At 51.5% G+C, this 22,985-nt stretch carries 27 protein-coding genes and 2 pseudogenes; 5 read left to right on the top strand and 24 right to left on the bottom strand.

Features of this window, described 5'->3' with window-relative positions; genetic code table 11:
• Positions 1–139: 139 nt before the first annotated feature.
• Positions 140–457, top strand: a pseudogene (locus Z042_RS08255) (Tn3 family transposase); the annotation flags it as partial.
• A gap of 111 nt (positions 458–568) precedes the next feature.
• On the opposite strand, the gene Z042_RS08250 reads toward Z042_RS08255, so the two are convergent.
• The 12 genes from Z042_RS08250 to dnaB form a co-directional block, all read right to left on the bottom strand.
• A complete protein-coding gene (locus tag Z042_RS08250; RefSeq protein WP_024914103.1) occupies positions 569–826 on the bottom strand; it encodes a hypothetical protein in 258 nt (85 codons plus the stop codon).
• A 72-nt stretch (positions 827–898) separates the two neighbouring features.
• A complete protein-coding gene (locus Z042_RS08245; RefSeq protein ID WP_154666905.1) occupies positions 899–1,132 on the bottom strand; it encodes a ParE family toxin-like protein in 234 nt (77 codons plus the stop codon).
• An 8-nt stretch (positions 1,133–1,140) separates the two neighbouring features.
• Positions 1,141–1,497: a hypothetical protein gene (locus Z042_RS08240; protein ID WP_236849231.1), complete on the bottom strand. Its 357-nt coding sequence runs from the start codon at positions 1,495–1,497 to the stop codon at positions 1,141–1,143.
• A gap of 1 nt (position 1,498) precedes the next feature.
• On the bottom strand, positions 1,499–2,842 hold the full coding sequence (locus tag Z042_RS08235; RefSeq protein ID WP_024914100.1) for an STY4528 family pathogenicity island replication protein: 1,344 nt from the start codon (positions 2,840–2,842) through the stop codon (positions 1,499–1,501).
• Positions 2,839–3,462: a DUF2857 domain-containing protein gene (locus Z042_RS08230; RefSeq protein ID WP_024914099.1), complete on the bottom strand. Its 624-nt coding sequence runs from the start codon at positions 3,460–3,462 to the stop codon at positions 2,839–2,841. The genes Z042_RS08235 and Z042_RS08230 overlap by 4 nt, the downstream gene beginning before the upstream one ends.
• On the bottom strand, positions 3,459–4,013 hold the full coding sequence (locus tag Z042_RS08225; RefSeq protein ID WP_024914098.1) for a hypothetical protein: 555 nt from the start codon (positions 4,011–4,013) through the stop codon (positions 3,459–3,461). Before Z042_RS08225 ends, Z042_RS08230 begins: the two co-directional genes overlap by 4 nt.
• A gap of 13 nt (positions 4,014–4,026) precedes the next feature.
• Positions 4,027–4,383, bottom strand: a complete 357-nt coding sequence (locus Z042_RS08220; protein WP_024914097.1) for a DUF7446 family protein — start codon at positions 4,381–4,383, stop codon at positions 4,027–4,029.
• The gene (locus tag Z042_RS08215) at positions 4,376–4,552 is read right to left on the bottom strand and encodes a hypothetical protein (RefSeq protein WP_236849230.1); all 177 of its coding nucleotides are present in this window, start codon (positions 4,550–4,552) and stop codon (positions 4,376–4,378) included. Before Z042_RS08215 ends, Z042_RS08220 begins: the two co-directional genes overlap by 8 nt.
• 98 nt (positions 4,553–4,650) lie before the next feature.
• Entirely contained in the window at positions 4,651–4,890 is a 240-nt protein-coding gene (locus Z042_RS08210) for a TraR/DksA family transcriptional regulator (protein WP_236849229.1), read from the bottom strand.
• Positions 4,887–5,168, bottom strand: coding sequence for a hypothetical protein (locus tag Z042_RS08205; RefSeq protein WP_154666903.1), 282 nt, complete (start codon positions 5,166–5,168; stop codon positions 4,887–4,889). The genes Z042_RS08210 and Z042_RS08205 overlap by 4 nt, the downstream gene beginning before the upstream one ends.
• Before the next feature lie 112 nt (positions 5,169–5,280).
• A complete protein-coding gene (locus tag Z042_RS08200) occupies positions 5,281–7,014 on the bottom strand; it encodes a ParB family protein (protein ID WP_051506732.1) in 1,734 nt (577 codons plus the stop codon).
• 15 nt (positions 7,015–7,029) lie between these two features.
• Entirely contained in the window at positions 7,030–8,400 is a 1,371-nt protein-coding gene (gene dnaB / locus Z042_RS08195) for a replicative DNA helicase (protein ID WP_037407344.1), read from the bottom strand.
• A gap of 197 nt (positions 8,401–8,597) precedes the next feature.
• Between dnaB and Z042_RS08190 the strand changes: the two genes are divergently transcribed.
• Complete coding sequence (locus Z042_RS08190) at positions 8,598–9,008, top strand: hypothetical protein (protein ID WP_024914093.1); 411 nt, start codon at positions 8,598–8,600, stop codon at positions 9,006–9,008.
• A gap of 207 nt (positions 9,009–9,215) precedes the next feature.
• Here the strand turns inward: Z042_RS08190 and Z042_RS08185 are convergent, their stop codons facing one another.
• Positions 9,216–10,172 carry a ParA family protein gene (locus tag Z042_RS08185; protein ID WP_024914092.1) on the bottom strand — a complete coding sequence of 319 codons (957 nt, stop codon included), beginning with the start codon at positions 10,170–10,172 and terminating at the stop codon, positions 9,216–9,218.
• Between the two features lie 897 nt (positions 10,173–11,069).
• Here Z042_RS08185 and Z042_RS26835 point away from each other — a divergent pair.
• Entirely contained in the window at positions 11,070–11,249 is a 180-nt protein-coding gene (locus Z042_RS26835) for an Arm DNA-binding domain-containing protein (protein ID WP_071882808.1), read from the top strand.
• 950 nt (positions 11,250–12,199) lie between these two features.
• Positions 12,200–12,943 (top strand): helix-turn-helix transcriptional regulator, encoded by a 744-nt coding sequence (locus tag Z042_RS08175; RefSeq protein ID WP_024914090.1) that lies wholly within the window; start codon positions 12,200–12,202, stop codon positions 12,941–12,943.
• On the opposite strand, the gene Z042_RS08170 is transcribed toward Z042_RS08175, so the two are convergent.
• The gene (locus Z042_RS08170; protein ID WP_024914089.1) at positions 12,860–13,564 is read right to left on the bottom strand and encodes an acyl-homoserine-lactone synthase; all 705 of its coding nucleotides are present in this window, start codon (positions 13,562–13,564) and stop codon (positions 12,860–12,862) included. The genes Z042_RS08175 and Z042_RS08170 overlap by 84 nt on opposite strands.
• Positions 13,565–14,006: 442 nt before the next feature.
• On the opposite strand from Z042_RS08170, the pseudogene Z042_RS26830 reads away from it, so the two are divergent.
• Positions 14,007–14,204 (top strand): annotated as a pseudogene (locus tag Z042_RS26830) (IS3 family transposase); the annotation flags it as partial.
• 94 nt (positions 14,205–14,298) lie between these two features.
• Here Z042_RS26830 and Z042_RS08160 read toward each other — a convergent pair.
• From Z042_RS08160 to Z042_RS08115, 10 genes are all read right to left on the bottom strand, one after another.
• The gene (locus Z042_RS08160; RefSeq protein ID WP_024914087.1) at positions 14,299–15,000 is read right to left on the bottom strand and encodes a carbohydrate-binding family 9-like protein; all 702 of its coding nucleotides are present in this window, start codon (positions 14,998–15,000) and stop codon (positions 14,299–14,301) included.
• A 37-nt stretch (positions 15,001–15,037) separates the two neighbouring features.
• Positions 15,038–15,325, bottom strand: coding sequence for a DUF202 domain-containing protein (locus Z042_RS08155; protein WP_037407342.1), 288 nt, complete (start codon positions 15,323–15,325; stop codon positions 15,038–15,040).
• 2 nt (positions 15,326–15,327) lie between these two features.
• The gene (locus Z042_RS08150; RefSeq protein WP_024914085.1) at positions 15,328–15,663 is read right to left on the bottom strand and encodes a YidH family protein; all 336 of its coding nucleotides are present in this window, start codon (positions 15,661–15,663) and stop codon (positions 15,328–15,330) included.
• Positions 15,660–16,517, bottom strand: a complete 858-nt coding sequence (locus tag Z042_RS08145) for a MurR/RpiR family transcriptional regulator (RefSeq protein ID WP_025297180.1) — start codon at positions 16,515–16,517, stop codon at positions 15,660–15,662. The genes Z042_RS08150 and Z042_RS08145 overlap by 4 nt, the downstream gene beginning before the upstream one ends.
• 58 nt (positions 16,518–16,575) lie before the next feature.
• Positions 16,576–17,940, bottom strand: coding sequence for a PTS transporter subunit EIIC (locus Z042_RS08140; protein WP_024914472.1), 1,365 nt, complete (start codon positions 17,938–17,940; stop codon positions 16,576–16,578).
• Positions 17,930–18,844 carry an N-acetylmuramic acid 6-phosphate etherase gene (locus Z042_RS08135; RefSeq protein WP_024914471.1) on the bottom strand — a complete coding sequence of 305 codons (915 nt, stop codon included), beginning with the start codon at positions 18,842–18,844 and terminating at the stop codon, positions 17,930–17,932. Before Z042_RS08135 ends, Z042_RS08140 begins: the two co-directional genes overlap by 11 nt.
• A 520-nt stretch (positions 18,845–19,364) precedes the next feature.
• Positions 19,365–20,324: a ribokinase gene (locus Z042_RS08130; protein ID WP_024914470.1), complete on the bottom strand. Its 960-nt coding sequence runs from the start codon at positions 20,322–20,324 to the stop codon at positions 19,365–19,367.
• A complete protein-coding gene (alsK, locus tag Z042_RS08125; protein ID WP_024914469.1) occupies positions 20,321–21,232 on the bottom strand; it encodes an allose kinase in 912 nt (303 codons plus the stop codon). The genes Z042_RS08130 and alsK overlap by 4 nt, the downstream gene beginning before the upstream one ends.
• Entirely contained in the window at positions 21,229–21,921 is a 693-nt protein-coding gene (gene alsE / locus Z042_RS08120; RefSeq protein ID WP_024914468.1) for a D-allulose 6-phosphate 3-epimerase, read from the bottom strand. Before alsE ends, alsK begins: the two co-directional genes overlap by 4 nt.
• The gene (locus tag Z042_RS08115) at positions 21,921–22,970 is read right to left on the bottom strand and encodes an ABC transporter permease (protein WP_024914467.1); all 1,050 of its coding nucleotides are present in this window, start codon (positions 22,968–22,970) and stop codon (positions 21,921–21,923) included. Before Z042_RS08115 ends, alsE begins: the two co-directional genes overlap by 1 nt.
• Positions 22,971–22,985 lie beyond the last annotated feature (15 nt).

Below are 22,985 nucleotides of genomic sequence, written 5' to 3'. Positions count from 1 at the left end.
ATAAAAAAACATATCTTTTCAATTTCTTACGCCATTTATTGATTTATATCATGGTTTTTTGTATTAATAATTTTCAGGCATGCAAATATTGACGGCTATGTTGCGAATAGCCGATGGTGGTAAGCTGTTCCTTTCTATAGTTGCCAGAGCCATCTGCCACGGTCAGAGAGGTGAGATAAGAAAGCGATATACCGACGGCCAGGAAGATCAGTTGGGAGCACTGGGGCTGGTCACTAACGCCGTCGTGTTATGGAACACTATTTATATACAGGCAGCCCTGGCTCATCTCCTGGAGCAGGGTGAAACACTGAATGATGAAGATATCGCACGCCTCTCCCCGCTTTGCCACGGACATATCAAGATGCTCGGCCATTATTCCTTCACGCTGGCAGAACTGGTGACCAAAGGACATCTGAGACCGTTAAAAGAGGCGCCAGAGGCAAATAACGTTGCTTAACGTGAGTTTTCGCTCCACTGAGCGTCAGAGCCCGTTACCTATCAATAGCGTCCAATCAATAGGTATCAGGGTGTTGCACCGTGCAACATATTCGCGGGCTACGCGAATGGCCTAGCGCAAAACGTCAAATTTTCCCTGCAGCGTGACCCACCATATATCTTCAATCGTTGGGACTTCCCCCTGCCGCTCGGCTTCCTGCAGACAAAGTAAAATATTTTCAAGTGAAAGCAGGAAAGTATGGTGGCGAGCCTTCATCACGAAATGCAACTGGGGTAATTCTGGCGAGGGGACAAGCACACCATCAGGGTAAGCCCAGTTATCTGTTTTCTCTGCTTCTGATTGAGGGGTAACCTCACGATTATCTTTCATTGGAGACCTCGGGATTGTGTCAAAGATGTCGCCCGTTCAGGCAGGTTCTGCAACACCTGAACGTCATGGCACTCAGGACTTGGCGACACGGAGTTTATTGTAGGTCTGGTGGGTCATCAGTTCCCAACGGGTCGTACCACGACGCCGCACCAGCCGGTATTGCCGCAGCCTCACCACCTCAAACCAGCCCCCGGGACAGGTGCAACGCTGGTAACGGTAGCGGGCTGGCAATACCCCACCCGATTGCAACAGCGCCAGTGCCTGTTCAGCGCTCGCCACGACCTCTGCCGGGACATTTCGGGCCACATGCATCATCATAAAAAAACCTCTCGGCAGTCATAGGTCAGCCAGCAGGCCGTACTGTTGCCCTGGTATTCCCCCTGACACCCGCCGTCCAGCTTCGCTTTCCCACAGTGTCGACATTCCCCAAGCGTCGCCGACTGCTGTTGCCAGCGCTGCCATTCTCGGATAATCAGCAGCTCGATAAACTCACGGGGTGCATACGCCACCCGCCCTGGACGCCGGGCCTGACACAGTTCGGTCAGGTACCCCAGCTCTTGCTCCCCCAGGGTCAACATCACCCCGTTGGCTCGTCGCTGTGCACGACAACGGCGCTGCCGCAAGGCGGCTTTTGCCCGTTTCTGCTCAACCGGTACACGTCGTCTGCCCATTTCACTTCCCCCGCCGGGGGTCCGGTGTGCCCTTCCCTGCCTTGCCCCCAAACAGCGCCGTGAAGAAATCCGGGGGAGGCGTGTAATACACCGGCGGAGTGTCAGCGTCTCCGTGGCCCGGCGCACTCGCCGGGTGTGAGGGGGCCGGACGTCCCTGAGGAACGCTCACCACCTCTGGCACACGGTAGGCAGTGAACGCCCCGTTCCGGGCTTTCTGCAGGGTGCTCAGCAGGTACGCCACCGGCTTTTTCACCGTCCCCTGCGTCATCTGGCGCAGCACTTGAGAGACCACGGCATGCGCCGTCTCCGGCGGAAGTTGTAGCAACTGGGCACCGACCTGCGCCCGCTCCGACACCGACAGCGTACTCAGCAAGGGCTCCGGCAACGGGTCGGTCACTGACCACTCGCGCACGTCGTACGTGTTTGGGTTTTCATCGTTAAAAACAGAAACACGTACGTCTTTCCCCTTCGGTTTCCGAAGTCGGCCATAAGTGTCTGATTTCAGACTGCCTTCGGTTTCCGAAGGCGGGGGGTTTTTGCCCCTGGATTGCCCGTCTTCGGTTTCCGAAACCGGGGTTTTTCGCCGAGGTCGGGGCCCACGCAACCCGGCTTCGGTTTCCGATGTCGGACAAAGGGGATACGCCTGAGCCGGCGTCAAGGGCAGATGTAACCGCTCGGCAATCAGGGCCAGACGGCTGTGCTGGTGACGGTAATCCGGGTCTGAACGCAGTTGCGCCAGCAGTTGTCGGGCCGTCACGCGGATGCTTTTATGTTTGTGTCGGCAGCACCGTTCCACCAGGGCCAGATACTGCGGGTCAAAGGCTTCCGCATCCCGCGCCGTCAGCGGTTCATCATGCTGGGCGTAGATATTGCCCCGTATTCGCCCCGTCACCGGATCCCGCACGGTCTTGCACAGACTCAGCCAGCGCGTCAGGCGCAACATCACCAGCACGTGGCTGACCGTCTCGCTCGAAGCCTGGGCATGACCCGGACTGCCCAGCTGTCGCTGCAGTTCGCTGTAGGTGGGGAATACTGCGCCGTCGTTCTGCTGGGCGTACAGCCTGATCATCATCCACGCCGTCTTGTCCAGCGGTGACAGGTTTTTGGCCAGTAACAGCCGCCGCGGTATCGCATCATGCACATTGCCCATGTACACCAGGCTGCTCTGTTCGTTGACCGCCACACCCTGTGTGGCTTTTGACTCGATGTCCGCTGCCATTTTGGCCAGAGTGTGCCGGATAATGCCCCCCAGCCACGGGCTGTCAGCCCGGGAACACGGCCGTTGCCTCGTCGTGCCAGTTTCTGGCTGGGTAACATCAGAATTGGAGTGGAGATTGGGTTTCATCGTTTGGCCACCTCATCAGTACCGGCAGACGCAACAGGGGAGCCAATCCGAACCGGAGATGAACATCCCGCCTGCAGCAGAGAGCGATAGAGGGTGGTCAGCGAAAAACCGGTGCGCTCCGCCAGTATCATCATCGTGTCCAGCCCTTCCAGGGAATCCACGGGGTGGGCGCCCAACTGGCGCCAGGCCAGCCACACGTGCTGCTCCTGAGACTCATTAAGCAGGGTCGAACGCCCTTTCTGCACCTCAATGTCCAGCAACCGTCGCCGGGTGGCCACCACATGGGTCGTCAACCCAAAGTAGTCCCGCATCATCGCCATGGACGCCCCTAACGCCAGTGCCCGGTCAATCATCTGCTGGGTCCAGCGTGACCGGCGGGCCTGCTCCAGCAGAATGGACAACAGCTTTCTGTCGACATGCATCTGCACCACGCACACCTCTGAGCTCATCAGGTACTGCAGGTCATCAAAGGACAACTGGTTAATCGCCCGGATATCGCCAATGGTCAGCCCCATCGACTCGCAGCGGGACAAATGCCCCCGCTTGATGTCCAGCAGCAACTGCATCAGCAATGCATTGGCCGAGTGGCCCGGCTGGGTTGATACCGTCTCATCGGTCATAGTTCACCTCCCAGCATGCGGTCACCGACCTCACGCTTCTTCCGTGGCCTCATAGCGTTGGCACTCAGACACACCGCCCCCGCCGTCAAATGACGGCCGCGGCAGGCATACACTCCCCGCCCCACTCGTCCCTGTGCGCTAATGCGGTTGCCCTCATAGACCGTGACGCTGTCCGGCAAACGGACCTCATCTGAACCCTTTTCCGGTGCCAGCGAAATCCCGGCAAACCGGCACAGCCTGAGCAACTCTTCACCGCTCAGGGTCACGCCGGGACTGTCCGGCGATACCCCGGCCAACGCCTGGTGTTCGCTGGCCAACTGATGCTCGACCGCCTCAAGACTGTGGGTCAGCAGACGGCTGACGTCTGCCAGGGTGAAGACAGCATCACCGGGCAACCGCTCACAGGCCTGCTCCACCTCCTGGCGCAACAACAGACCGGCACGCTGGGCGCCGGTGCTCAACAAATCACACAGCAGCGCACCGCTGGCCGCCAGTTCATCCCGGCGCTCAGTCGGTAACGCCCTTACCCTTGCCTGCCTGTCTGTTCTCATCCTCAACTCCTGACTATTGTGGGTCTGCAGCGAGAGTGCAGGTCGCCAGCCGCGCCTGCAGTCGATCGATATTCTGCCGGGCCTCGGCGTACGCCTCGCGATAGATATCAAGCAGTGAAGGAAGATGCCCCTCCTCCACGCTGATGTGTGCCACCGGGACCGCTTTCCCTTGCAGGTCATGGCAGCTCAGGGTGACGCTGTTGCCATGACCGACATGCCCCACTACCGCGTTCAGAGCCAGTCCGGTGACATCGGTCTTTTTACCCTGGAAGAAGGTCCCGTCCCGGTTGGCATACCCGGCATAAATACGCCCGGTCAGGGCGCTGGCAGTCAGCACCAGGGGGCGAACTCGTGATTGATGGTCAGCCACCGGTCACCGCCTGCGCCGTCTCGGGCAGCGCCGTTATCTCCAAATCGTCCGGACGCAGGCCACTTATCACAATCTGCACCCGACAGCACGCACAGGCATCAAAACGTACCGTCAATCCCCGGGAGGAGTAGGTCACTGTGCCAGAGGCCCCCAACGGGACACTGGCCATCTGATTGGATAATCCCCTGACGGTAATCACCCGGGCACCGCGCCACCGGTACTGGGACCGGGGCTTTTTCAAATAGACGTCTGTCATTGTCATGTCTCTCATCTCCCGCGCCGGGCATACCGGCCCGACATCGCTTCATTTATCGTCTGGCAGTCCACACAGCACTGCACCCCCGGTAACGCCAGCCGCCGTTTATCCGGTATGGGCACCCCACAGTCTTCACACACAAAAGCAGAAACAGGCCTGGCCGGTAGCCAACGCGCCTGTTCTATCTGGCGGTGCAACCGTGCATCCACTTCAGCTTGCAGATAATCCAGTTCGTCCATCTCGTCAATCAATAACGTGCCCGGCGAACACGGATATCCAGCAAGGCCTCACGCTCCAGACTCAGTTCACATTGCCGCGTCAGGTAGAAAAACGCCTGATACCGCGCCTTGTTGCGGGTCTCCGCGGTGACGGTAAAAACAGAAGCCGAGTCCAGAATCCAGCACGACGTCCAGGGCGGGAGACACCGCCAGGACTTTTGTGGGGGTAACACCGTCGGTTCTGTTATCCCGCCATACACCATGCCGTCAACAGGATGGTACGGCCTGACCTGTTGACGTGGGTCGTCCACCAGGGCAACGCCGATGTGGTGCCCGAGGTCTTTCACAATGATGCCCGGCTGACCGTACGCCATGACCTCTCGCCCCAGGCAGGCCGGGACGCCGTAATGCTGACAGACAGACTCAAACATGACTGTTATCCTCTCTTTGCAATTCACGCAGCCGCCGCAATACACGCAGCAGCCGCATCACTTTCACCATCAGAAAATCATTCAGTGCGGGAGGCTGATTCGCCGTACCCAGCAGAAAATCCAGTGACAGCAACATCGTTTTGCCTGACAGTTCATTCAGCCAGTCCCACGCGGGGCTATTGCTCAGGTCAATCGCGTCCTTACCCGCTTGCATCTGAAAACCGGCGCTGGCCGGGTCACTGTCCTGGACCAGCAGTTCACCCAGTTCAAAGGACTCAGCCAGCTCAAACGCCAGCCGGAATGCACTGCCCTGCAGATGGTCGATGTCGTCCTGAAGCGGCGAGACCACCCAGATATCGGTGACCGGCTCCAGCCCGCTGTCGGCAAACGCCAACGTCACGTCCTCATCCGGCAGGAAAGGCAGGCCGTCACTGTCATCCGTGGCAGATAACAAAGGAGGCAACGCCGAGGTCGAGGCCGTTGGGAACCTCAAGGGGGAGCCATCGGGGGTAGGCAGAGGGGGAAGCAACGAAGGCGATGAGGGTGTTGCCCCGACCAGCGGCAATTGCTCTTCCTGATAGTCTTTTTTGAGCCGGGGATCGGTAACATGCTGATGGGTATCGGTTGTTACCCTTTCACCAGGGAGAGTCTCGGGGACAGAACCCCGCGTGTCAGGCAAGGGCTCTGGCATGGAAACACCGGACGTCCCAACAGTGACCTCCTCTTCAGTATCGCTATGAACAGGGGCAGTCTCCAGAGGGGGTAGCAACGCCTCATGGGCGCGTTCATCGGGTACAGTGGAAGAGACAACCGAGCCAGCGGTTATCCCTCGCGGGGTGACATTCTCGCCCTGCAGGGCCAGTAACCAGTGGTCATAGGTCAGTTCGGGCTTGTCCGCCTTCAGTTGCAGATGTCGCGTCAGGGCCGCCCGAAACCCCTCGAATGAATAGGCTTCTTCACTGTCAAACTCTTTACAGACTTCGCCAAATATCGGGTTAAAAATCGCAGCATCCGACGTATCGGTCCGCTCAAACCATACCTTCCGGGCTGATGTATGGAGAGCTATCAGTTTTTCAATCTCCTGACGGCCTAAGCCCTCCAGCAGGGTAGGGAGAACCTGTAACAAATGGTTAACGGTATATTCCATCCGCTGGATATTCGAAGGATGCACCGCATACCCATCCGCCCTCAGCCGCTCGGACAGGGCCCTCAGTGACAGACTCTGGCCACTTTCCCGCTCATACAACTCCCTGGCGCTCACCACCGCCTTGGCGCGCTCGACAAACGACAGATTGCCGCGCAGGTCATTCTCCGCCAGATGCCCCAGCAGGCACATCAACCGCCCCGGCCAGGGCTTCACATAGCAGGCAATGCGGTAGAACCGTTCATCCTGCGTCTCCGCCCACAGCTCCTGCAAAATGGCATAACGCGTATTCCCCCCGTCACTGAAAATAAAGAAGGCTGGGTTAGCGGGGTCTTTGGTCACTTTGGGCACCGAATCCAGTCCTCGACTGGCGATGCTGGCCTTGATGTCGGCATAGCGTGGGTTACGCTGGGTCCGAGGATTGTCCGGGTTCGGCCGCAATTCATCCAGGGTCAGCACCATCGGCACTTCACCCGTTCCTGGCGCGGGTAAACTGGACACCGCTGGCGCTGGCGTCGTACGTTGCAGATACCCCGACATCATTTTGGCTTGTAAATCCACCACATTAAGATTCGATTTCATTCTGTTGACTCCCCTTTAATACCCCAGGTCATAGGACGCAAACCGCGCCTGTTCCGCGATAAACGCCGCTTTCACGGTGCCAATCGGTCCGTTACGCTGTTTGCCCAGAATGATTTCGGCCATGCCCTTGTCGAGCGAATGCGCGTCGTAGACCTCATCCCGGTAGATAAACATCACCAGATCCGCATCCTGCTCAATCGCCCCCGATTCACGCAGATCAGACAGTTTTGGACGTTTGTCCGCCCGACTTTCCAGACCGCGGTTCAGTTGTGACAACGCCACCACCGGGCACCCCATTTCTTTGGCCAGCCCTTTCAGCGAACGGGAAATATCCGAGATCTCCAGCGTGCGGTTGTGACTCAGTTCGGGAACCTGCATCAGTTGCAGGTAATCCACCAGGATAAGCCCCGGGTCACCGTATTGGCGGCGGGCCTTGCGGGCGCGGGTACGTAACAAGGACGGGGACAGCCCGGCAGTGTCATCAATCAACATCCGTTCAGGCCAGTCAGTCATGATTTTTTTGCCCGCGACACTGGCCACCCTCTCCCAGTCGCTCTCGGACATGGCGCCACTGCGCAGGTTCTGCAGGGGGACCTGCCCCAGGATGGCAATAAAGCGCAACATCAATTGCTCTTTGGGCATTTCCAGACTGTATATCTGTACCGGTGCCGACGTGGTCTCCAAAGCCGCAATGCCCAATCCCAGCGCAAAGGCGGTTTTCCCCATCGAGGGGCGGGCAGCCACGATAACCAGGTCACCGGGCTGGGCACCGGTGGTCTTCCTGTCCAGTTCCTCCAAACCAAAACTGACGCCACTCAGGTGAGCGCCACCACTGGCATTCAGCGCTTGCACCCGCCCGACAACGTCTTCAAACAATGCGGGGATATCGGCCATGCCCTCGGGGTCGTACTGGGCAGAGGCCGCCTCCAGAGCCGCCTGTGCCAACGCTTGCACCGCCTCGGGTTCAGCCGTGCGCAAGCTGGCCCGGCCGGTCAGTTCCAGTCCGACTTTCTGCAACCGGCGCAAATTGGCATACCGGGCAACATGCCCGGCATAGGCTTCAATATTGGCGGCACTGGGGGTATTTTTTGACAATTCAGCCAGATAGGCAAAATCGACCCAGCCCTGAACCTCCTGTTGCTCCAGGGTCTGCCACAAGGTGATCAAATCAATTGGCTGACTATTCTCAATCAGGGCTTTCATCTGACGGTAAATCTGCCGGTGACTGCCCGAGAAGAAATCGGCTTCTGACAGTATGAGCGCCACATCATCCCACCGATCGTTATCCAGCATCAGACCGCCGAGAACGGCCTGCTCGACATCCATGGAATGCGGTGGCTCAACAGCCTGCACCGGTGGGGCGGACGGTAGGGACGCTTTCGTCATCACACCCCCTCCCGGCACAGAACCCGAGAAGAGTCCGGTCTGTCACCAACAGACGTAAAGGGTGCCGGACCTGCCGTATTCGGAAGTAAACTCCCTGATACTGACTGCCTGAATGTTAACCAGCGTCGGCAAACGTACTGGTTAACGGCGGCCATCAGCATTTTTCTCACCAACAACCTAAAATACGGAGGTCCGACATGGATTTGATTGAAAATCAAGACATGTTTGAAAAGCAGTGCAAACGTTTTTATATGCAGGCCGCAGAGCCGTATTCCGAATACCCCGGAATGGAAGTAATGCACCTTTGTTATCGTTTGCTCTGGCTGGGTGAATGGTTGCGCGAGACAAACAATTGGGTGCACATCCATCCCAAAGAAGCGCTTACATTCGCCCTGATTAAGCAACATCGTTGGAAACCCCAGGACGTGGAAGCCCTGACACCGAAAGAAATGTCGTTGGCATTGACGGATTACTGGGCGTCCTTTCATTCTGATCTCAAGTGGAAAGATCGTTACCGCATAACCGAAAAACAACTCGACGTCCTCGATGACCCGTTCCGCGGAATGAACGCATGGTGTGAACCCTCGCCAGAGTGCCTCGTCTCCTAGTGACTTTTGCTTATCCATGCGGCACATCTCCTTTTGGCTGAGGTGCCGCACATTCAGAACACACGCCGGTTCCCGCTTTTCGGTCTACGGTCAACCACTGGCAGGGACGCCGGGTCACAGTATTGATACAGGCATGATGGTCGTCACACCCACACACTGTGCACGTTGCCAGCCTGAGAGGCCTGGCAGAAGCCCGAAAGAGCCGGCTCATTGCACGCCCTCCCCGGTTGCGACAGTGCCTCGCCCCTTACCACGAGAATGCAACGCAGCCTGCGCTTCAAGGGACAGGATATATTCCGTCAACGACGCTTCCGCGTCTGGGAAAAGGGCACAACTGAGTTCGTAGATAATCCGGGAAGCCGCCGGGGCCTTACGGTCTGGGATGGGGGCAGGCTCCAGACGATGAACGGGCAGACCCAACTTGCTCCCCATGTTGTAGACATCGAGGCGCGTTATCTGAAACGGCAACATCGCGACCGGAAAGACCAATCCCGGGAACCCCGCAGCAACCATGTCACTGATCACCCTCAGGGCTTCGTGGTCCAGCCTGCTGTTGCGCGGATCCATGCGGTTAACGCCCACCCTGACCTGTGGCAGGGGCAATCCAAGCATCTGATACAACGACTGCATCTCGGCAAACATCGACATGGTGCCCCTGAAGAACTCACGGGCATCCGAAATGGCGGGGACGGTGGGGCAGCAGATGATGTCGGACGCAAAGGTTGCTATCTGGGGAAGAACAGAGTAGGCCCCCTGGGTATCAATGATGATCACATCATACTCAGGGAAGGCAGCAATCAGTTGTCTCAACCGGAGCCGTCCATCAGGCGCCGTCAGCAAGTGGTTTTTAAGTTGATCATGGGGATCGTTGGATTTGATCAGATGAAAATTGGGCAGGCTGGTTTGAGAAATAATGGTTTCGGGGGAGGTATCGCGATTCAGCAACAGCTCATAAACGCCGCCGGGGGCTTCCTGAGTCAGCTGATAATAACTGGTAAACAAAGGTTGCGTATCCAGGTCGATGCCCAGCACCCTCAGTCCGGCATCGGCCAAAAATCCGACCGTATTGGCCGCCAGGGTACTTTTACCGCCACCGCCTTTGGTATTGATGAATGAGACAACGCGAGGAGCACGTTTTGTTGCGGATATGTGATTATTTAGCATAACTATGGTTTCCATAATTATGCAAATCAGTTTGTTTTCAGTTAAATTAATTAATAAATCGTTTTATTTTAATTAATTTAAAGTTAAAAAACGCGGTTTCAGATCAGGGGATTGAAAATCCCCGTGTCCTTGGTTCGATTCCGAGTCCGGGCACCACTTTTCTAAAGAACCCGCCTAAAAGGCGGTTTTTTGCTTTCTGAGGTTCTGCCCGCTGATGTCACTGCCCGCTTTCTCCACCCCGTCTGAGCATTTCCCTTAGCAGATACCAACTCTTCCGGTCGCTGCAACTGGAAACAACCAAAACCATTTTCAATCTCCATCGCGTCAATATTCTGATTTTCAGGGTTTTAATCAAAAAAACATTGTCTGAATTATTCATAAAACAGACAATAACCCATATTTATTTTGCGTGTTAACTGACTATGGCCTGCACTTCCCTAAGATGGTAGATAACACTCCGATTTACATCCATTTTGTTGATTATGGCAGGTGATGGAACAATCATTGATGCCAGATAAAAGCATCATTTAGAACATTAACATTTAAGGATGATTTTCAATCATGGCTACTTTCTCAAAAATTTTATTTTTACTGTCTCAAGCATACATTGCTTTAGCATCAGTGCTTTTTATGTCAGGGCATGTTCTTAAAGATCCTATGCAAAATGGTCTTTACTTAATTTATGCGTTAACTTTACCTATCGTTTCCGTAGTGCTTTTTATATTGAGCTGTTGCATCGCATTAAAAAGAAGTAATCTTATATTTGGTATAGCCAATATTATAAATTTCATAATTCTTTTTCTATTGTTTTTATTTAAAGTGGTTGTGTAACAGGAGATATATGCATGAATATAACCGATTATCGTTACGATCGAGTTTTCTCAAGAATGCTTTTTATTGCCAGTAACGCTCATAGTCTCCCGCCACAGAGATCCTCGAATTCCTTGGGTAAAGAAACTCGCTATCGGTGTCTACCCCGATTTCTCTCTTGCTGATACCCGCCTTAAGCGTGATGAGGCGCGTAAAATGCTCACTAATGGCCTCGATCCTAGCGGGCAAAAACAGTTAGAAAAATAAGCTCAAAAAATTACCACTGAGAATACCTTCCATACCCTTACCCTCGAATGGCACGCGCATAAGTGCAATTCCTGGTCCGAGGGATACGCCGAAAGCGCCCTAGAAGCTCTCCAGAAGGGTATCTTTCCGCAACGCGCCCTAACTTCCTTCCATTACACCGACTGTTCATTTTCAGTCAACCTATGCCAGTCGTTTTTTCATCAACTCACCTTTCATCTCCAGCCGGTGAGCATTATGAACTGGCGTGACGGTTGGCAGAACGTCGGTCAGATGGCTGAAATATCCGTATAAGCTATAATGCACTACATCCCAGCAAACAGCGTATTGTCACCAGCACAATCGCTACGCACAGTTTGGTGCAAAAGGTTGGAGTAAGCCGATTAAGACACTTTACCAATAAAGTACAGTGCAAGACTGTACTTTAGTCTATCTATCATTCATTAATAAAATACTTTATTGTTTCAGCATAATAATTAAAGCGTTTCAAATACTAAAAAACCGATCCTGCTTGAAGGATCAGGTGCAAAATTGTTCAATACCAGGGAAATTTCTACTACTACGAATAGTCAATAAGTTGTCAAGTTTTTCTTTACTCGGCGAGCACGTGTAAAACAATATCGTTATTCCTATCATTTCACAACCAATCTATCCTGTAGTTATTTAAAAGATAAAATCAGGATAGTATTTACTAAACTGATAGAATCGGTGACACATCGCCCAAAAATAAGAATAACCTTATACTATAATTTTATTGATTTTTATCAATCCACACAGTTACACGTTCAACATTTATCTTCGATAATTTGCTTGATACTTGCTTACCGGGCTTATATATTCTGATACTGGGGAGTTAAGTGTCACTGCCTCATTTTCATATTATAAAATGCTCAAATCCCCCGCTTATGCTATACTCCTGCCGTTATGATGATTTTTATCAAGGAGGTATCTGGGTGTCCAACTCATTCTTTAACAACTCGACGATCAATACATCCATTAAAAACTATTTGGAGAAAAATCTAAAGGCGTTTAATAATATTAAATATGCCTATGCGATAATGAACAAAAAAAATCCAACTAATTTTGCCATCATCTCCAATAGAACAGAATGGTTTGAGTTTTACACTAAAAATAATTATCAATTCATAGATCCCGTCCTTATTACCGCATCGTGCCGTATTACCCCCTTCCCCTGGGATGAGAATATCATGATCAGCTCAGGATTAAAAATGCCGAAAATATTTGATATGGCCAAAGACTATAACGTCATCAATGGGTATACTTTTGTACTGCACGACCATAATCATAACTTGGTTGTTCTATCTATGATAATGGATGAGTCTTGCGATGACGATATCGAAACATTGATAATAGAAAAGAAAAATGACCTACAAATGTTATTATTAACAGCACATGAGAAATTGATAACACTGTATCAAGAATTTAATAACACAAATCATTTTGAAAAAACAAACCCAAAGGAGTTATTCTCCAAACGTGAAAATGAAATACTTTACTGGGCAAGCATGGGAAAATCCTATCAAGAAATCGCCCTTATCTTAGGGATAAAGCTCACCACAGTAAAATACCATGTGGGTAATGCCATTAAAAAACTAGGTGTTACCAATGCTAAACATGCCATAAGGCTCGGGGTCGAATTGAAGCTCATCAGACCGGTTTTTTCTAGTGCTGAATGATAATGGCCAAACATTTAAGTTTCTATTCAGAAAGGGAGATTTTTTGTTGATGCGTTTTATTAATATATGCTGATTATGCTCATCCACAGGCATATGAATCAGATAAATATTCTGACGCTTCTCTGAAAACCCCTTTTCAACAACAGAGACTTGCCACCCTGAACGTTGGAAAATAATCAACATCGGATGGCTGACAATCGCATAAATACCTTGATAACACAAACTTTTGGCATAATTAACCATAGATAAAAAAAGGATTGAACTGATAGGATGTTCTTGCAGATGAAACCCCTTTATTCGCTCTTTATCAATAAATAAACGACTGGCCTCAATGTAGTTTCCTTTCGGTAAGCTTAATTCTTTAAAATAAGGTTTAAAGGTATCTATTATCATATTAGGAAACTTTGTTTCTATAAATCGTAAACTGCAAATTATAACATCCTTATAGACACCGAGAAGATATGTAGTATTCTTATTGTCATAGACATCAAATTCCATGTTTTTTTCACAACTCACTCTCCAGTTGAGACGGTCTTTAAATGTTATTTTCCTAAGAGAAAATAACTCTCCCGACCTTTTCTTTGACAATGAGTCATAACTTAAATCAAAAAACTCTATCATTATTATACTCCCAAAAATAAAATATAGGCTGTCGTGTTATTATATAAATAGATGCGTAATTATATCAGAGCCAAAATAACAAGTAAATTTAAAACTCATCATACATAACCTTTCAATTCTCTGGGTTTGCATGAATAGTTTATAATATTATTTACACTAAATGATTAAACTTCAAAATAAGCGTATTACGAACATTCCATTAGGAATGGATATCATATTATTTATTACGCTCTATTTATCTGATGTATTATTGACGCTGAGTATTCTGAACAAATTGGTGATCATGGTGATTAATAATCAGGCAGGCTACATGTTTATAGATAATGGTTGTAGAGAACATCTTTTTTAAGCCCATTTCTTAACAAATCTTATATCCTTTTATCGCTGACAGATACCCGTAATCCTATGAGCAACTTAATTTCAGAAATGAATTGGTAGCTCAGGGCCGAAAGTACTGGCGACAGACCAGAAACGGGAATGTTGTATCGATGTGTGAAGCAACGGGTCTGTCGCCGAGCCTACTGGTTGGTGGGGGCTACCCCTGTCGACCTGCCGCTATGAAGCGCAGCGTCCGGCCGCTGATGCGCATCTGTCCGGGCGCATCAGCGAACTGGCGCTTGAGCGCAGGCGTTTCGGTTACACAGAACAGCAGGACGATGTCACTGAAGGATTGGCCAATGACGATGGCCCGATTATCATCGTGTCAGACAATCCTTTTCCATCTAATGGATTTATCAGTTCTTCACAAGATGACAGGTGCCGAACGCGGAGGGGATATGAAAGTCAGGCTTCACAGAATCCGGCGTGATCCAGCTGATCCACTGCCTCTTTTGCCCACCGTGACCGTCAGCGCTGAACTCACCACGAAGAATGGCGCACATCAGCGTTTTATGTGCGTCGTCTTGCCAAAGCTTAAGCTGATCCAGCTCGGCGATATCCACTTTTCCTACCACCCGGTAACCGTTGGCTATCGGCGTAGCAATGGTTTTCAGCGTCCGCCAGTTCCAGGTGGGATCAACCTGACGATAATAGTTAGCGTGGGCGTCGAATATCCGCCCACGGGAGTCCATTTCAGCCGTATAGTAAGGCGTTAACGCCTTACCTGTAGAGAAAAACAACTCGACGCGATCGGAAGCCAGCACGGCCTCATCCTTATCCTCGTGTTCGCCGACCTGGATATCACTGTCTTCAGCATCGAAGCGGAAGTAAATAGCCTGCTGCGTCCACAGTGCACGGAATTTCGTTTCCGGCACCTTTTCTTTATCCCAAGGGAAGCTAAAATCAGTCAGTTGATTAGCCTGTGTCCACACGGCATCCTGCGTAGCCTCCTGCAAAGAGTGGATCTGGTCGGTATACTTTATCTCGTAGGTTTTCGCGGAGCAGAAGCCTGCCGTCAGCAGCAATACCGAGCCGATGCAGAGTTTACATATCATCATTACTTTTTCTCCATATTGGTCAGACAAACAGCCTGAATCAGCTCAGTAAAAACCAGACGCCGGCCAACATCACCGTCAGTGACACACTCAAATGGCGCATCACCGTTCTTCGGTTAACAGCCTTGTCTGTACTGGCCAATTCGTTTTTACGGGCGGCTATACTGCCCAGTAACACCCTGAGCACCAGTACCGCCCCTATCAGTTGAAACGAAGAGAAAATACCGAGCTTAATCAGCAGCAGCAGCAGGGTAGTCACCCCCAGCGCGCTGCGCCCCCAGGCAAGCTGGGTTCGTTCTTTTTGCAAACCGACATCGCGAATAGGCATGTTCACAGCACCAGAGCGATAACCAGCGCCCCCAGTCCGAACATGACACAGGTCAGCAGGCTCAGGCTGTGGCTGTAGCGAAACGGGGCCTCCAGGCGCATCGCCTTCTCGTTCTGATACCAGCGCAAAAAAGCCCAGCCGCCAGTCAGGATCGCCACCAACGCCAGCGTAATAACCAGCCACTGACCATGGCGCATTGCCCCCACAGGATGCTCACGCAGCAGCAAATCCACCCCGACCGCGCTCGCCAGGAATGCCAGTGCGGTACGTATCCACGCCAGAAAGGTGCGTTCGTTGGCGAGCGAAAAACGATAGTCAGGATCTTTGCCCATTTTCATGAGGCGCCCCCCTGTTGCCTGCGCTGCCATACCGTGCGTAGCGCTTTGGACATGCTCTCGGGAGAGACAAGTGCGTTGATTTTAAAGAACAGAACATTAAAAGCGATCATTTGCAGAAGCTGCGGCGTCACCATACCGAGTTTCTCGTGCACCTCGGTATAGCTGTAGGGAATGACGTAATCCACCAGTTGGCTGACCTTGTTTTTTCCGTAACGGGTAATGGCGATGGTTTGCGCACCGCCCTCACGGGCCAGTTGGATCCCCTCAACGACCTCATCGGTTTCGCCGCGCGCCGAGATCGCCATAAGCACGTCGCCCGGTTGCAACAATGAGGCCTGCACCAGTTGGGTATGGTAATCACAGTTAAACTGCACATTCAGCCCACTGCGGATCAGCTTACGGTTAATATCCAGCGCAATCAGCGCTGAGGCACCGATGCCCGTCAGCACGATTTTACGCCCATCGATCAGCACCCTGGCGCAGGTGTCGATAACGAGCGGATCGATAAGAGCCAGGGACTGTTCAATTTTATTGGCAAACAGCTGTTTGGACTTCTCGACTATCTGGCGCGTGCTATCACTGGCGTCAATGCCTTCGTAAACTTCATGGCGGGCGGGGGTTTCCTGCACCCTGGCCGCCGCCAGCCGCAGCTTAAAGTCAGGAAAACCGCTACAACCCAACGCTTTTGCATAGCGGATGACAGACGAATCGCTGATGCCCAGCGCCTGTCCCATTTTAGTGGCGCTCAGGGACGAGAGGTCGAAGCGGTGTTCGATAATAAACCTCGAGATCCGCTGGTCGTTGGCGCTTTTGGCATTCGCCAACGCCATGATTTTGCTGATGATGGTTTCCATAATCTCTTGAATAATCCTGAATGATAACGAGAGCACACCGTGGCCCGCATCTTGGTGATCACTGTTCCAACGGGTCGGTAAACCCGAGGATCATTGCCGCGATAAAACCCACACACCAGGCGCAGAGTACCGCCAGCAGAAATGCCAGGATCTGCCCGGGTCCCACCAATGGCAGCAGCGACAGCCCAGCCGTGCCGAACGGGATGATAATACCGACTTTACAGGCCGCAATCACCGCACCACCCGCCGCACCGCCGATACAGCCAGCGATAAACGGCTTCCCCAGCGGCAACGACACGCCGAACAGCAGCGGTTCGCCAACACCGAGGATCCCCACCGGCAACGCGCCAGCAACCGTTTTTTTCAGGCGCGGGTTCCTGGTTTTCAGATACACATAAGCAGCCGCACCCACCTGGCCCATCCCCCCCATTGACAGGATAGGGAACAGGTAGTTAAGGCCGAAAGTCTCAAGGATTTGTGCATGAATGGGGATCAGCCCCTGGTGTAGCCCGGTCAGCAACAGAAACAGAAAGCTGCCGCCGAGCACCGCGCCAACCACGACCGAACCGGCTGAATGGTTCAACAGTGCCAGTGACACCAGATTACCCAGCCATAAATTAACTGCGTGAGCAGCCGGCTGGAGGATCAGCAACGCTGCCAGAGACGACACCAGAATAGTCACCGTCGGCGTTAAAATCAGGTCCAGGCTCTCTTTACAGTGGCGCCGGAACCACAACTCGAACTTTGCGGCGAACACACACACCAGCAGAACAGCGAAAATCCCTCCTCCCCCCGGCATTAAAGAGAAGCCAAACAGTTTTATGCTGGCGAGATCCGGAGCGGCCAGTACCGCGGCCATAACCGCGCCGATGGCAGGCGAGGCCTGTAGCTCTTTCGCGGTATTCATGCCAATCATCACGGCCAGCACGGTGAAGACCGCTTTACCGATCACCGTAAGCAGGAGGAATAAATCCTGGTGACTGGCGGCAAATTCCGGTGAAATCAGTTTCACCATGTTCACCAGGCCAAGCACCAGACCACAACCGATCAGAGCCGGGATCGTTGGCACGAAAATAGCGGCCAGGGTATTTAGCGAGCGGCGTACCGAAAACGGTTTAGGTGCCTCATCCACCGCCGCTGATGACGCGCCGTTGCCCGCGCCCTGCATACGTTTATTCAATACACCCGCCACTTTGGCGGCAGTACCGGCACCGACAATCACCTGATATTGTTCCCCCGCATCCACCACGCCTTTGACGCCTTCCACCTTGCGCAAGGCTTCGTGATTAAACTGGCTCCGATCCCGGAGCACAATACGCACCCGGGTCATGCAGTTGATCAGCGTGGTGACATTGCCAAAACCACCAATATTTTCCTCGATGGCGTCGGCGATCCGCTCCAGATGTTCGATTTTACTTGTCACGGGCGGCTCCTCCGATTAGTTGATCCTTCAACGCGACGAAAGGCTGTGCGGCCATTTCCCGCGCGGCTTCTGGCGCGAGGTTTAACCTGTTGCACAGCACCGCCGCACGTACGATGTAATCCACCGACCCCAGCAGGTCACAGGCCATCTCTTCATCAATGCCGCAAATCCGGGCCACCATATACTCCGCACGACGGTACAGTTTTTCGTTCGATGCCTTCACGTCAATCATAAAATTGCCGTGTACCTTACCAAGCTGAGTCATCACGGCGGTACTGAGCATCCCCAGCAACATTTTTTGTGCCGAGCCGCTTTTCATGCGGGTGGAGCCGGAAAGCGCTTCAGCCCCCACATCAGGCGCGATAGCAACATCCGCCCCCTCAGAAATCACGCCGGGTCCACGGGTGGTCAGGGCGATGGTTTTCGCACCGATTTTCCGGGCATAATCAAGTGCAGCAATGACAAACGGCGTACGCCCGCTGGCAGCAATGCCCACCACCACATCCTCTGGCCTCAGACCCCGACGACACAGTTCCGCCACGGCCGCCGCCCCGTCATCCTCCACGTTTTCCACCGCACACAGCATCGCATCCACTCCACCGGCGATCACCGCCTGCACCAGATTCGGGTCAATGCCGAAGGTCGGTGGGCATTCAGCGGAGTCCAGTACGCCCAGACGCCCGCTGGTTCCGGCTCCGATGTAAAACAGCAGACCACCGCGGCACATCTGCGCAACGATCAGCCGTACTGCCTCTTCTACCTCAGGTAGAACTGCCCGGATCGCCTGCGGAACGCGGGCGTCATGTTCGTTAAGTAGCGCGAGCATATCCCGTAGCGGCAGATCCGACAGACAGGCGGTTTCAGCGCTCTGTTCCTGGGAAATGGTGAAAGATAACAGATCCATAGTTTACCTCGACTAAATTCGACATTTTAAGTATACATAATTGTCGATAATCGACAAAAAAGAAGAGAAAAATGTGAGGAAACGCATAAAATCCGCGCAATAAGCAGGAGAAATTGTAAATTCAAGCTGAAGGGACGAATGCCAATATAAGGGGCGGGGTTGCGTACATTTTCAGGCAAACGAGCATACGGGCTGATGGCTGAAGGCCTGGAAACCCAAAGGTTGTTAAATATTGAGCAAACGGTTCCATTGCCTAACCAACCAGTAAGAAAGTCTGTGTCGGAATTGATGGTAAACATATAGTGAATGATATTGTGAATACCAAACTGGCATAGTGTAAGTTATTAAATGTAAAAAGGCGTTCATATAAACGCCTTTTTTACATAATTCAATTTATGCATTAATTATAAATATGGTTGAAATTACCGTTAAGATATCTGGTTAAAACTATTATTCACGTAAATCTTCGGCGATTAAATAAATAATAGAATGGCTAAAAGTAGCAAAATTCAATCGTGGTTCAAATATGTAGTTCGAGTTGTTTTACAGCCAATTCAGGATAGTGCTGCATACGATCTAAAGCGTCAGCATACCTTGGCATGCCATAGGCTGCCCCAACCCTTTCCACACTGACAGATGCATAAGCCGAGGCAAATAATGCTGCTTTTTCAATTGGTTCACCTGATGCCATTCGTGCTGCTAATGCACCATTAAATGCATCGCCAGCTCCCGTGGTATCTTTAGGTTGCGCAGGGTAAACCGGTATCCAAAACATAGCGTTATTTGTCGAGAGCAATGCGCCCTGCATACCTAAGGTGATAATTAACTGTTGAACTCCTTTTTCATGCAATACAATGGCAGCACGTTGGGCGCTCGGTAGATCATTGACTTCCACACAGGTTAATAACGTTGCTTCAGTGCTATTGGGAGTAATTAAATTAACTTTGCTGAGCAACGAATCACTCACTTTTTGCCAAGGCGCCGGATTGAGAATAACGTAAGTATCAGCAGCACGAGCGGTATCTATCATTCGCTGTATAGCGTTGAGGTTATTCTCAAGCTGTATAAGCAAAATATCTGCGGCAGCCACCGTGGGCTGGCAGCGTGTCACTTCTGCGGCTGTTACCGTTAGATTAGCGCCTGGATAGACTGAAATCATATTCTCTGCGTCGTTACCCGCAACATAGATGAGTGCATTGCCTGTTGGCTTTTCTTTGCAGGTAAAAAGAGTGATGGCATCAAATCCGGTGTTTTCTAAATGTCGGCGAGCAAAAAGACCGAAATCATCATTACCAATTTTGCCAATGTAATGAACCCTGGCTCCAGCACGCAAAGCTGCGGTAGCCTGATTGGCACCTTTACCTCCTGGGCCCATCATACTGCTTTGTGCCGTCAGCGATTCACCAGGCCTTGGGAAGCGTGTCATTCCCGCTACAATATCAAGATTGAATGAACCAAAAACACACACTTTACCTTTCATGATATTCTCCCGAAATGCCGCTCAGCTGCCAGACAGGCTCCACGGCACCCAGTGTGATCGGTTGAATCACTGAAAATAATTTTCAACCCGTTACGTGTTACCGGTGGCCGAAGATGTTGGACTATCTGTTCCCGCAGGCTGGCCAGAGGGAAATCAATCATTGATAACACTCCACCGCCAAGAATCAGGCATTCAGGATCGAGAATATTCATCTCTGTGGCTGCGATTTTAGCAAGCCTCTTGATAAAGTCTTTTAGTTCAGGATGGTTATGATGTTGGGTAAACAGTTGCGACATGGGAGTGTCAGGGACATTGAGATGCGCCCAGTTGCTCAACCAATGGCCTGACGTTGTCGTCTCTGCACAACCGAAATTACCACAGGGGCAGAGATGTTCTCTGTCGGCTGATGTGCTTCCTACCAAAGGAATATGCCCTAGTTCACCTGCGCCACCGTATGCACCGTAATAAAAATGACCATTTAACCACAGGCTGTTACCCATCCCGGTTCCCAGATATAGGCCAACCGCATTTTGTGGCAGGTGCTCTAACTGCATTAAATCCCACAGCATCAGATGATTAACGTCTTTATCCATTGCAACTGGAATACCAATCATTTCCGTCAGAAGCTGGGCTGCCGGTTGGTTATCCAATGCCTGAATAAAAGGTAAAGATAACACTTGCTGGCGATCTCGACTTAATATCCCCGGCAAACCAATCATAACTCCATTGACTTGCTGATTTTCCAATACGCTCTGAATCAATGTTGCCAGAGTTGGCAGAGCGTTATTTGCCTGTGACCAGCTACTGGTGGCTATTTTGTGGAACCCCAACCACTGATGTTGATCATCCATCATCAAGAGCCTGGTGCTGGTACCTCCTATGTCTATACCCAGCCAGGTTTGTTTCATGCTGATTCCCTTAGCACGCGTACCGCCTGCTTAATATTTTGACTCATTGAGTCCCAGGCAGTCTCCAGATTATCATCCAGGTTAAACAGCCCTGAGGTACCAACAATTAAAACTTCTGCGCCAGCGTCTAATAATGTTGAATAAGTCTTCTGATTACAGGAACCATCAATTTCAATCAGGTATTTATATCCATTCTGTTGTTTCAACGCTTTCAGCTCTGCAATTTTTTCTACCATCTCAGCGATAAAAGGTTGGCCCGCATAGCCTGGGTCCACCGTCATTACAGTGATCTTATCTAGCAAGTGTATGTAATGATGGATAAAAGAAACTGGCGTGGCCGGGTTCAGAACTATTCCTACCTTCTTATTTAAGGTACGAATCTGATTAATCACGCGGAAGGCATCCTTATTGATGGTTTCCGCATGGGGGCAGATATAATCCGCACCTGCTTTAGCTACTGCGGCGATAAAGTCTGTAGGTTCTTCCACCATTAAATGCACATCAATCATCAAAGGCGTATGGGGCCGGATTTGTTCAATAAAAAAGGGTGATAGAGTAATGTTCTTAACGTAGTGCCCATCCATAATGTCCACATGCAGAAAGTCAGCACGAGTATTAAGCACTGCGAGTTGCTGCTTAATCTCCATCAGGTTCATACACATCAGTGAGGGGGATATTTTGATAGTCATCATATTTCCTTTTTATTTGTTAAATTGACTTGGCGTGCCACCTCAGCACTGCGGCGCATTGCGCGGTATTCCGAATAGCGAGCATTGAAAAATTTAACTGCCAGTACGACGATCAGCACCGCCCCCCACATAGCGAGGCTGAAATGCTGGCTAATATTCATCAGGTTGAAACCCGTTGATAGAATTTGCAGAACGACTAACGAGAGAACTACCCCACTGACTCGGCCAAAGCCGCCATTGGGATCAGTCCCCCCGAGAATGATCGCGAGTACTGTCAACAGCAGGTAAGAGTCCCCATAACCCATACGTGCCGAGTTAAAACGCGCCATCATGACTAATCCCGCCAGCACGCAGAGCAGGCTGGATATCACATACACCAGAATTAGCATGCGGTGGGTATTTATGCCGCTGAACCAGGTCGCATTGATATTGCTGCCACCCATGTAGATACATTTACCTGCGCGTGTTTTACCAAGAAACAAAGCCATGCCTCCGGCGGCGGCGAGAAAAAGATAGAGTGGTAGTGGTATACCCAACAGCGTGTCAGCGCCGAGTGACCGAACGACATCGGGCATACCGGTCAGGGCACTGCCTTTTGTTAGGTAAATACCGATCCCTTTTACTGTCATCATGGTTGCAAGTGTGACAAGAATCGGGTGTGCGCCAATCCGCGTCACCATTAGACCGGTGATAATACCAATGAATGTGGCGATAACTGCCGCGCCAATAAGCCCGACAAGCAACCAGAGTAATTGCATCCCGGTACTCGCATCAGGGGGTAAGAACTGCAACAGCACCCAGGCAATAAATAAGCTCGTTATATTTGCTGTAGCAATGATGCAAAGATTGAGTCCACCGCTAAGAATTGCGATAAACATTGCCAGAGTAAGCAGGCCCAGTTCCGGTAACTGGAAGGCAATACTCATAAAAGTTGGTGCAGTTAAAAAGCGGCCGGGTAGTAATATGCTGAACATCATTACCGACAGAAGAATGAGCAGCAGCAATCCACCAGTAACGCCGTCCGGTTTAAATTTTTGTAGTCGTTTCATCTTATTCTCCTGAAA

The organism is Chania multitudinisentens RB-25 (genome assembly GCF_000520015.2).
In the GTDB taxonomy this organism is placed as follows: Bacteria; Pseudomonadota; Gammaproteobacteria; order Enterobacterales; family Enterobacteriaceae; genus Chania; species Chania multitudinisentens.
Note: the sequence above shows the minus strand (reverse complement) of the source record. Positions and strands in the feature narration are given on the sequence as shown.

Bases quoted from the DNA above. Each gene is read 5' to 3' on its own strand.
- Z042_RS08135 (WP_024914471.1), bottom strand. From the start codon at position 18,844: ATGGATCTGTTATCTTTCACCATTTCCCAGGAACAGAGCGCTGAAACC.
- Z042_RS08225 (WP_024914098.1), bottom strand. From the start codon at position 4,013: ATGAGAACAGACAGGCAGGCAAGGGTAAGGGCGTTACCGACTGAGCGC.
- Z042_RS08150 (WP_024914085.1), bottom strand. From the start codon at position 15,663: ATGAAAATGGGCAAAGATCCTGACTATCGTTTTTCGCTCGCCAACGAA.
- Z042_RS08240 (WP_236849231.1), bottom strand. From the start codon at position 1,497: ATGGGCAGACGACGTGTACCGGTTGAGCAGAAACGGGCAAAAGCCGCC.
- alsK (WP_024914469.1), bottom strand. From the start codon at position 21,232: ATGAAACAAACCTGGCTGGGTATAGACATAGGAGGTACCAGCACCAGG.
- Z042_RS08190 (WP_024914093.1), top strand. From the start codon at position 8,598: ATGGATTTGATTGAAAATCAAGACATGTTTGAAAAGCAGTGCAAACGT.
- Z042_RS08250 (WP_024914103.1), bottom strand. From the start codon at position 826: ATGAAAGATAATCGTGAGGTTACCCCTCAATCAGAAGCAGAGAAAACA.
- alsE (WP_024914468.1), bottom strand. From the start codon at position 21,921: ATGACTATCAAAATATCCCCCTCACTGATGTGTATGAACCTGATGGAG.
- Z042_RS08200 (WP_051506732.1), bottom strand. From the start codon at position 7,014: ATGAAATCGAATCTTAATGTGGTGGATTTACAAGCCAAAATGATGTCG.
- Z042_RS08160 (WP_024914087.1), bottom strand. From the start codon at position 15,000: ATGATGATATGTAAACTCTGCATCGGCTCGGTATTGCTGCTGACGGCA.
- Z042_RS08235 (WP_024914100.1), bottom strand. From the start codon at position 2,842: ATGAAACCCAATCTCCACTCCAATTCTGATGTTACCCAGCCAGAAACT.
- Z042_RS08145 (WP_025297180.1), bottom strand. From the start codon at position 16,517: ATGGAAACCATCATCAGCAAAATCATGGCGTTGGCGAATGCCAAAAGC.
- Z042_RS08170 (WP_024914089.1), bottom strand. From the start codon at position 13,564: ATGATAGAGTTTTTTGATTTAAGTTATGACTCATTGTCAAAGAAAAGG.
- Z042_RS08185 (WP_024914092.1), bottom strand. From the start codon at position 10,172: ATGCTAAATAATCACATATCCGCAACAAAACGTGCTCCTCGCGTTGTC.
- dnaB (WP_037407344.1), bottom strand. From the start codon at position 8,400: ATGACGAAAGCGTCCCTACCGTCCGCCCCACCGGTGCAGGCTGTTGAG.
- Z042_RS08115 (WP_024914467.1), bottom strand. From the start codon at position 22,970: ATGAAACGACTACAAAAATTTAAACCGGACGGCGTTACTGGTGGATTG.
- Z042_RS08155 (WP_037407342.1), bottom strand. From the start codon at position 15,325: ATGCCTATTCGCGATGTCGGTTTGCAAAAAGAACGAACCCAGCTTGCC.
- Z042_RS08215 (WP_236849230.1), bottom strand. From the start codon at position 4,552: ATGGCCAGTGTCCCGTTGGGGGCCTCTGGCACAGTGACCTACTCCTCC.
- Z042_RS08130 (WP_024914470.1), bottom strand. From the start codon at position 20,324: ATGAAAGGTAAAGTGTGTGTTTTTGGTTCATTCAATCTTGATATTGTA.
- Z042_RS08230 (WP_024914099.1), bottom strand. From the start codon at position 3,462: ATGACCGATGAGACGGTATCAACCCAGCCGGGCCACTCGGCCAATGCA.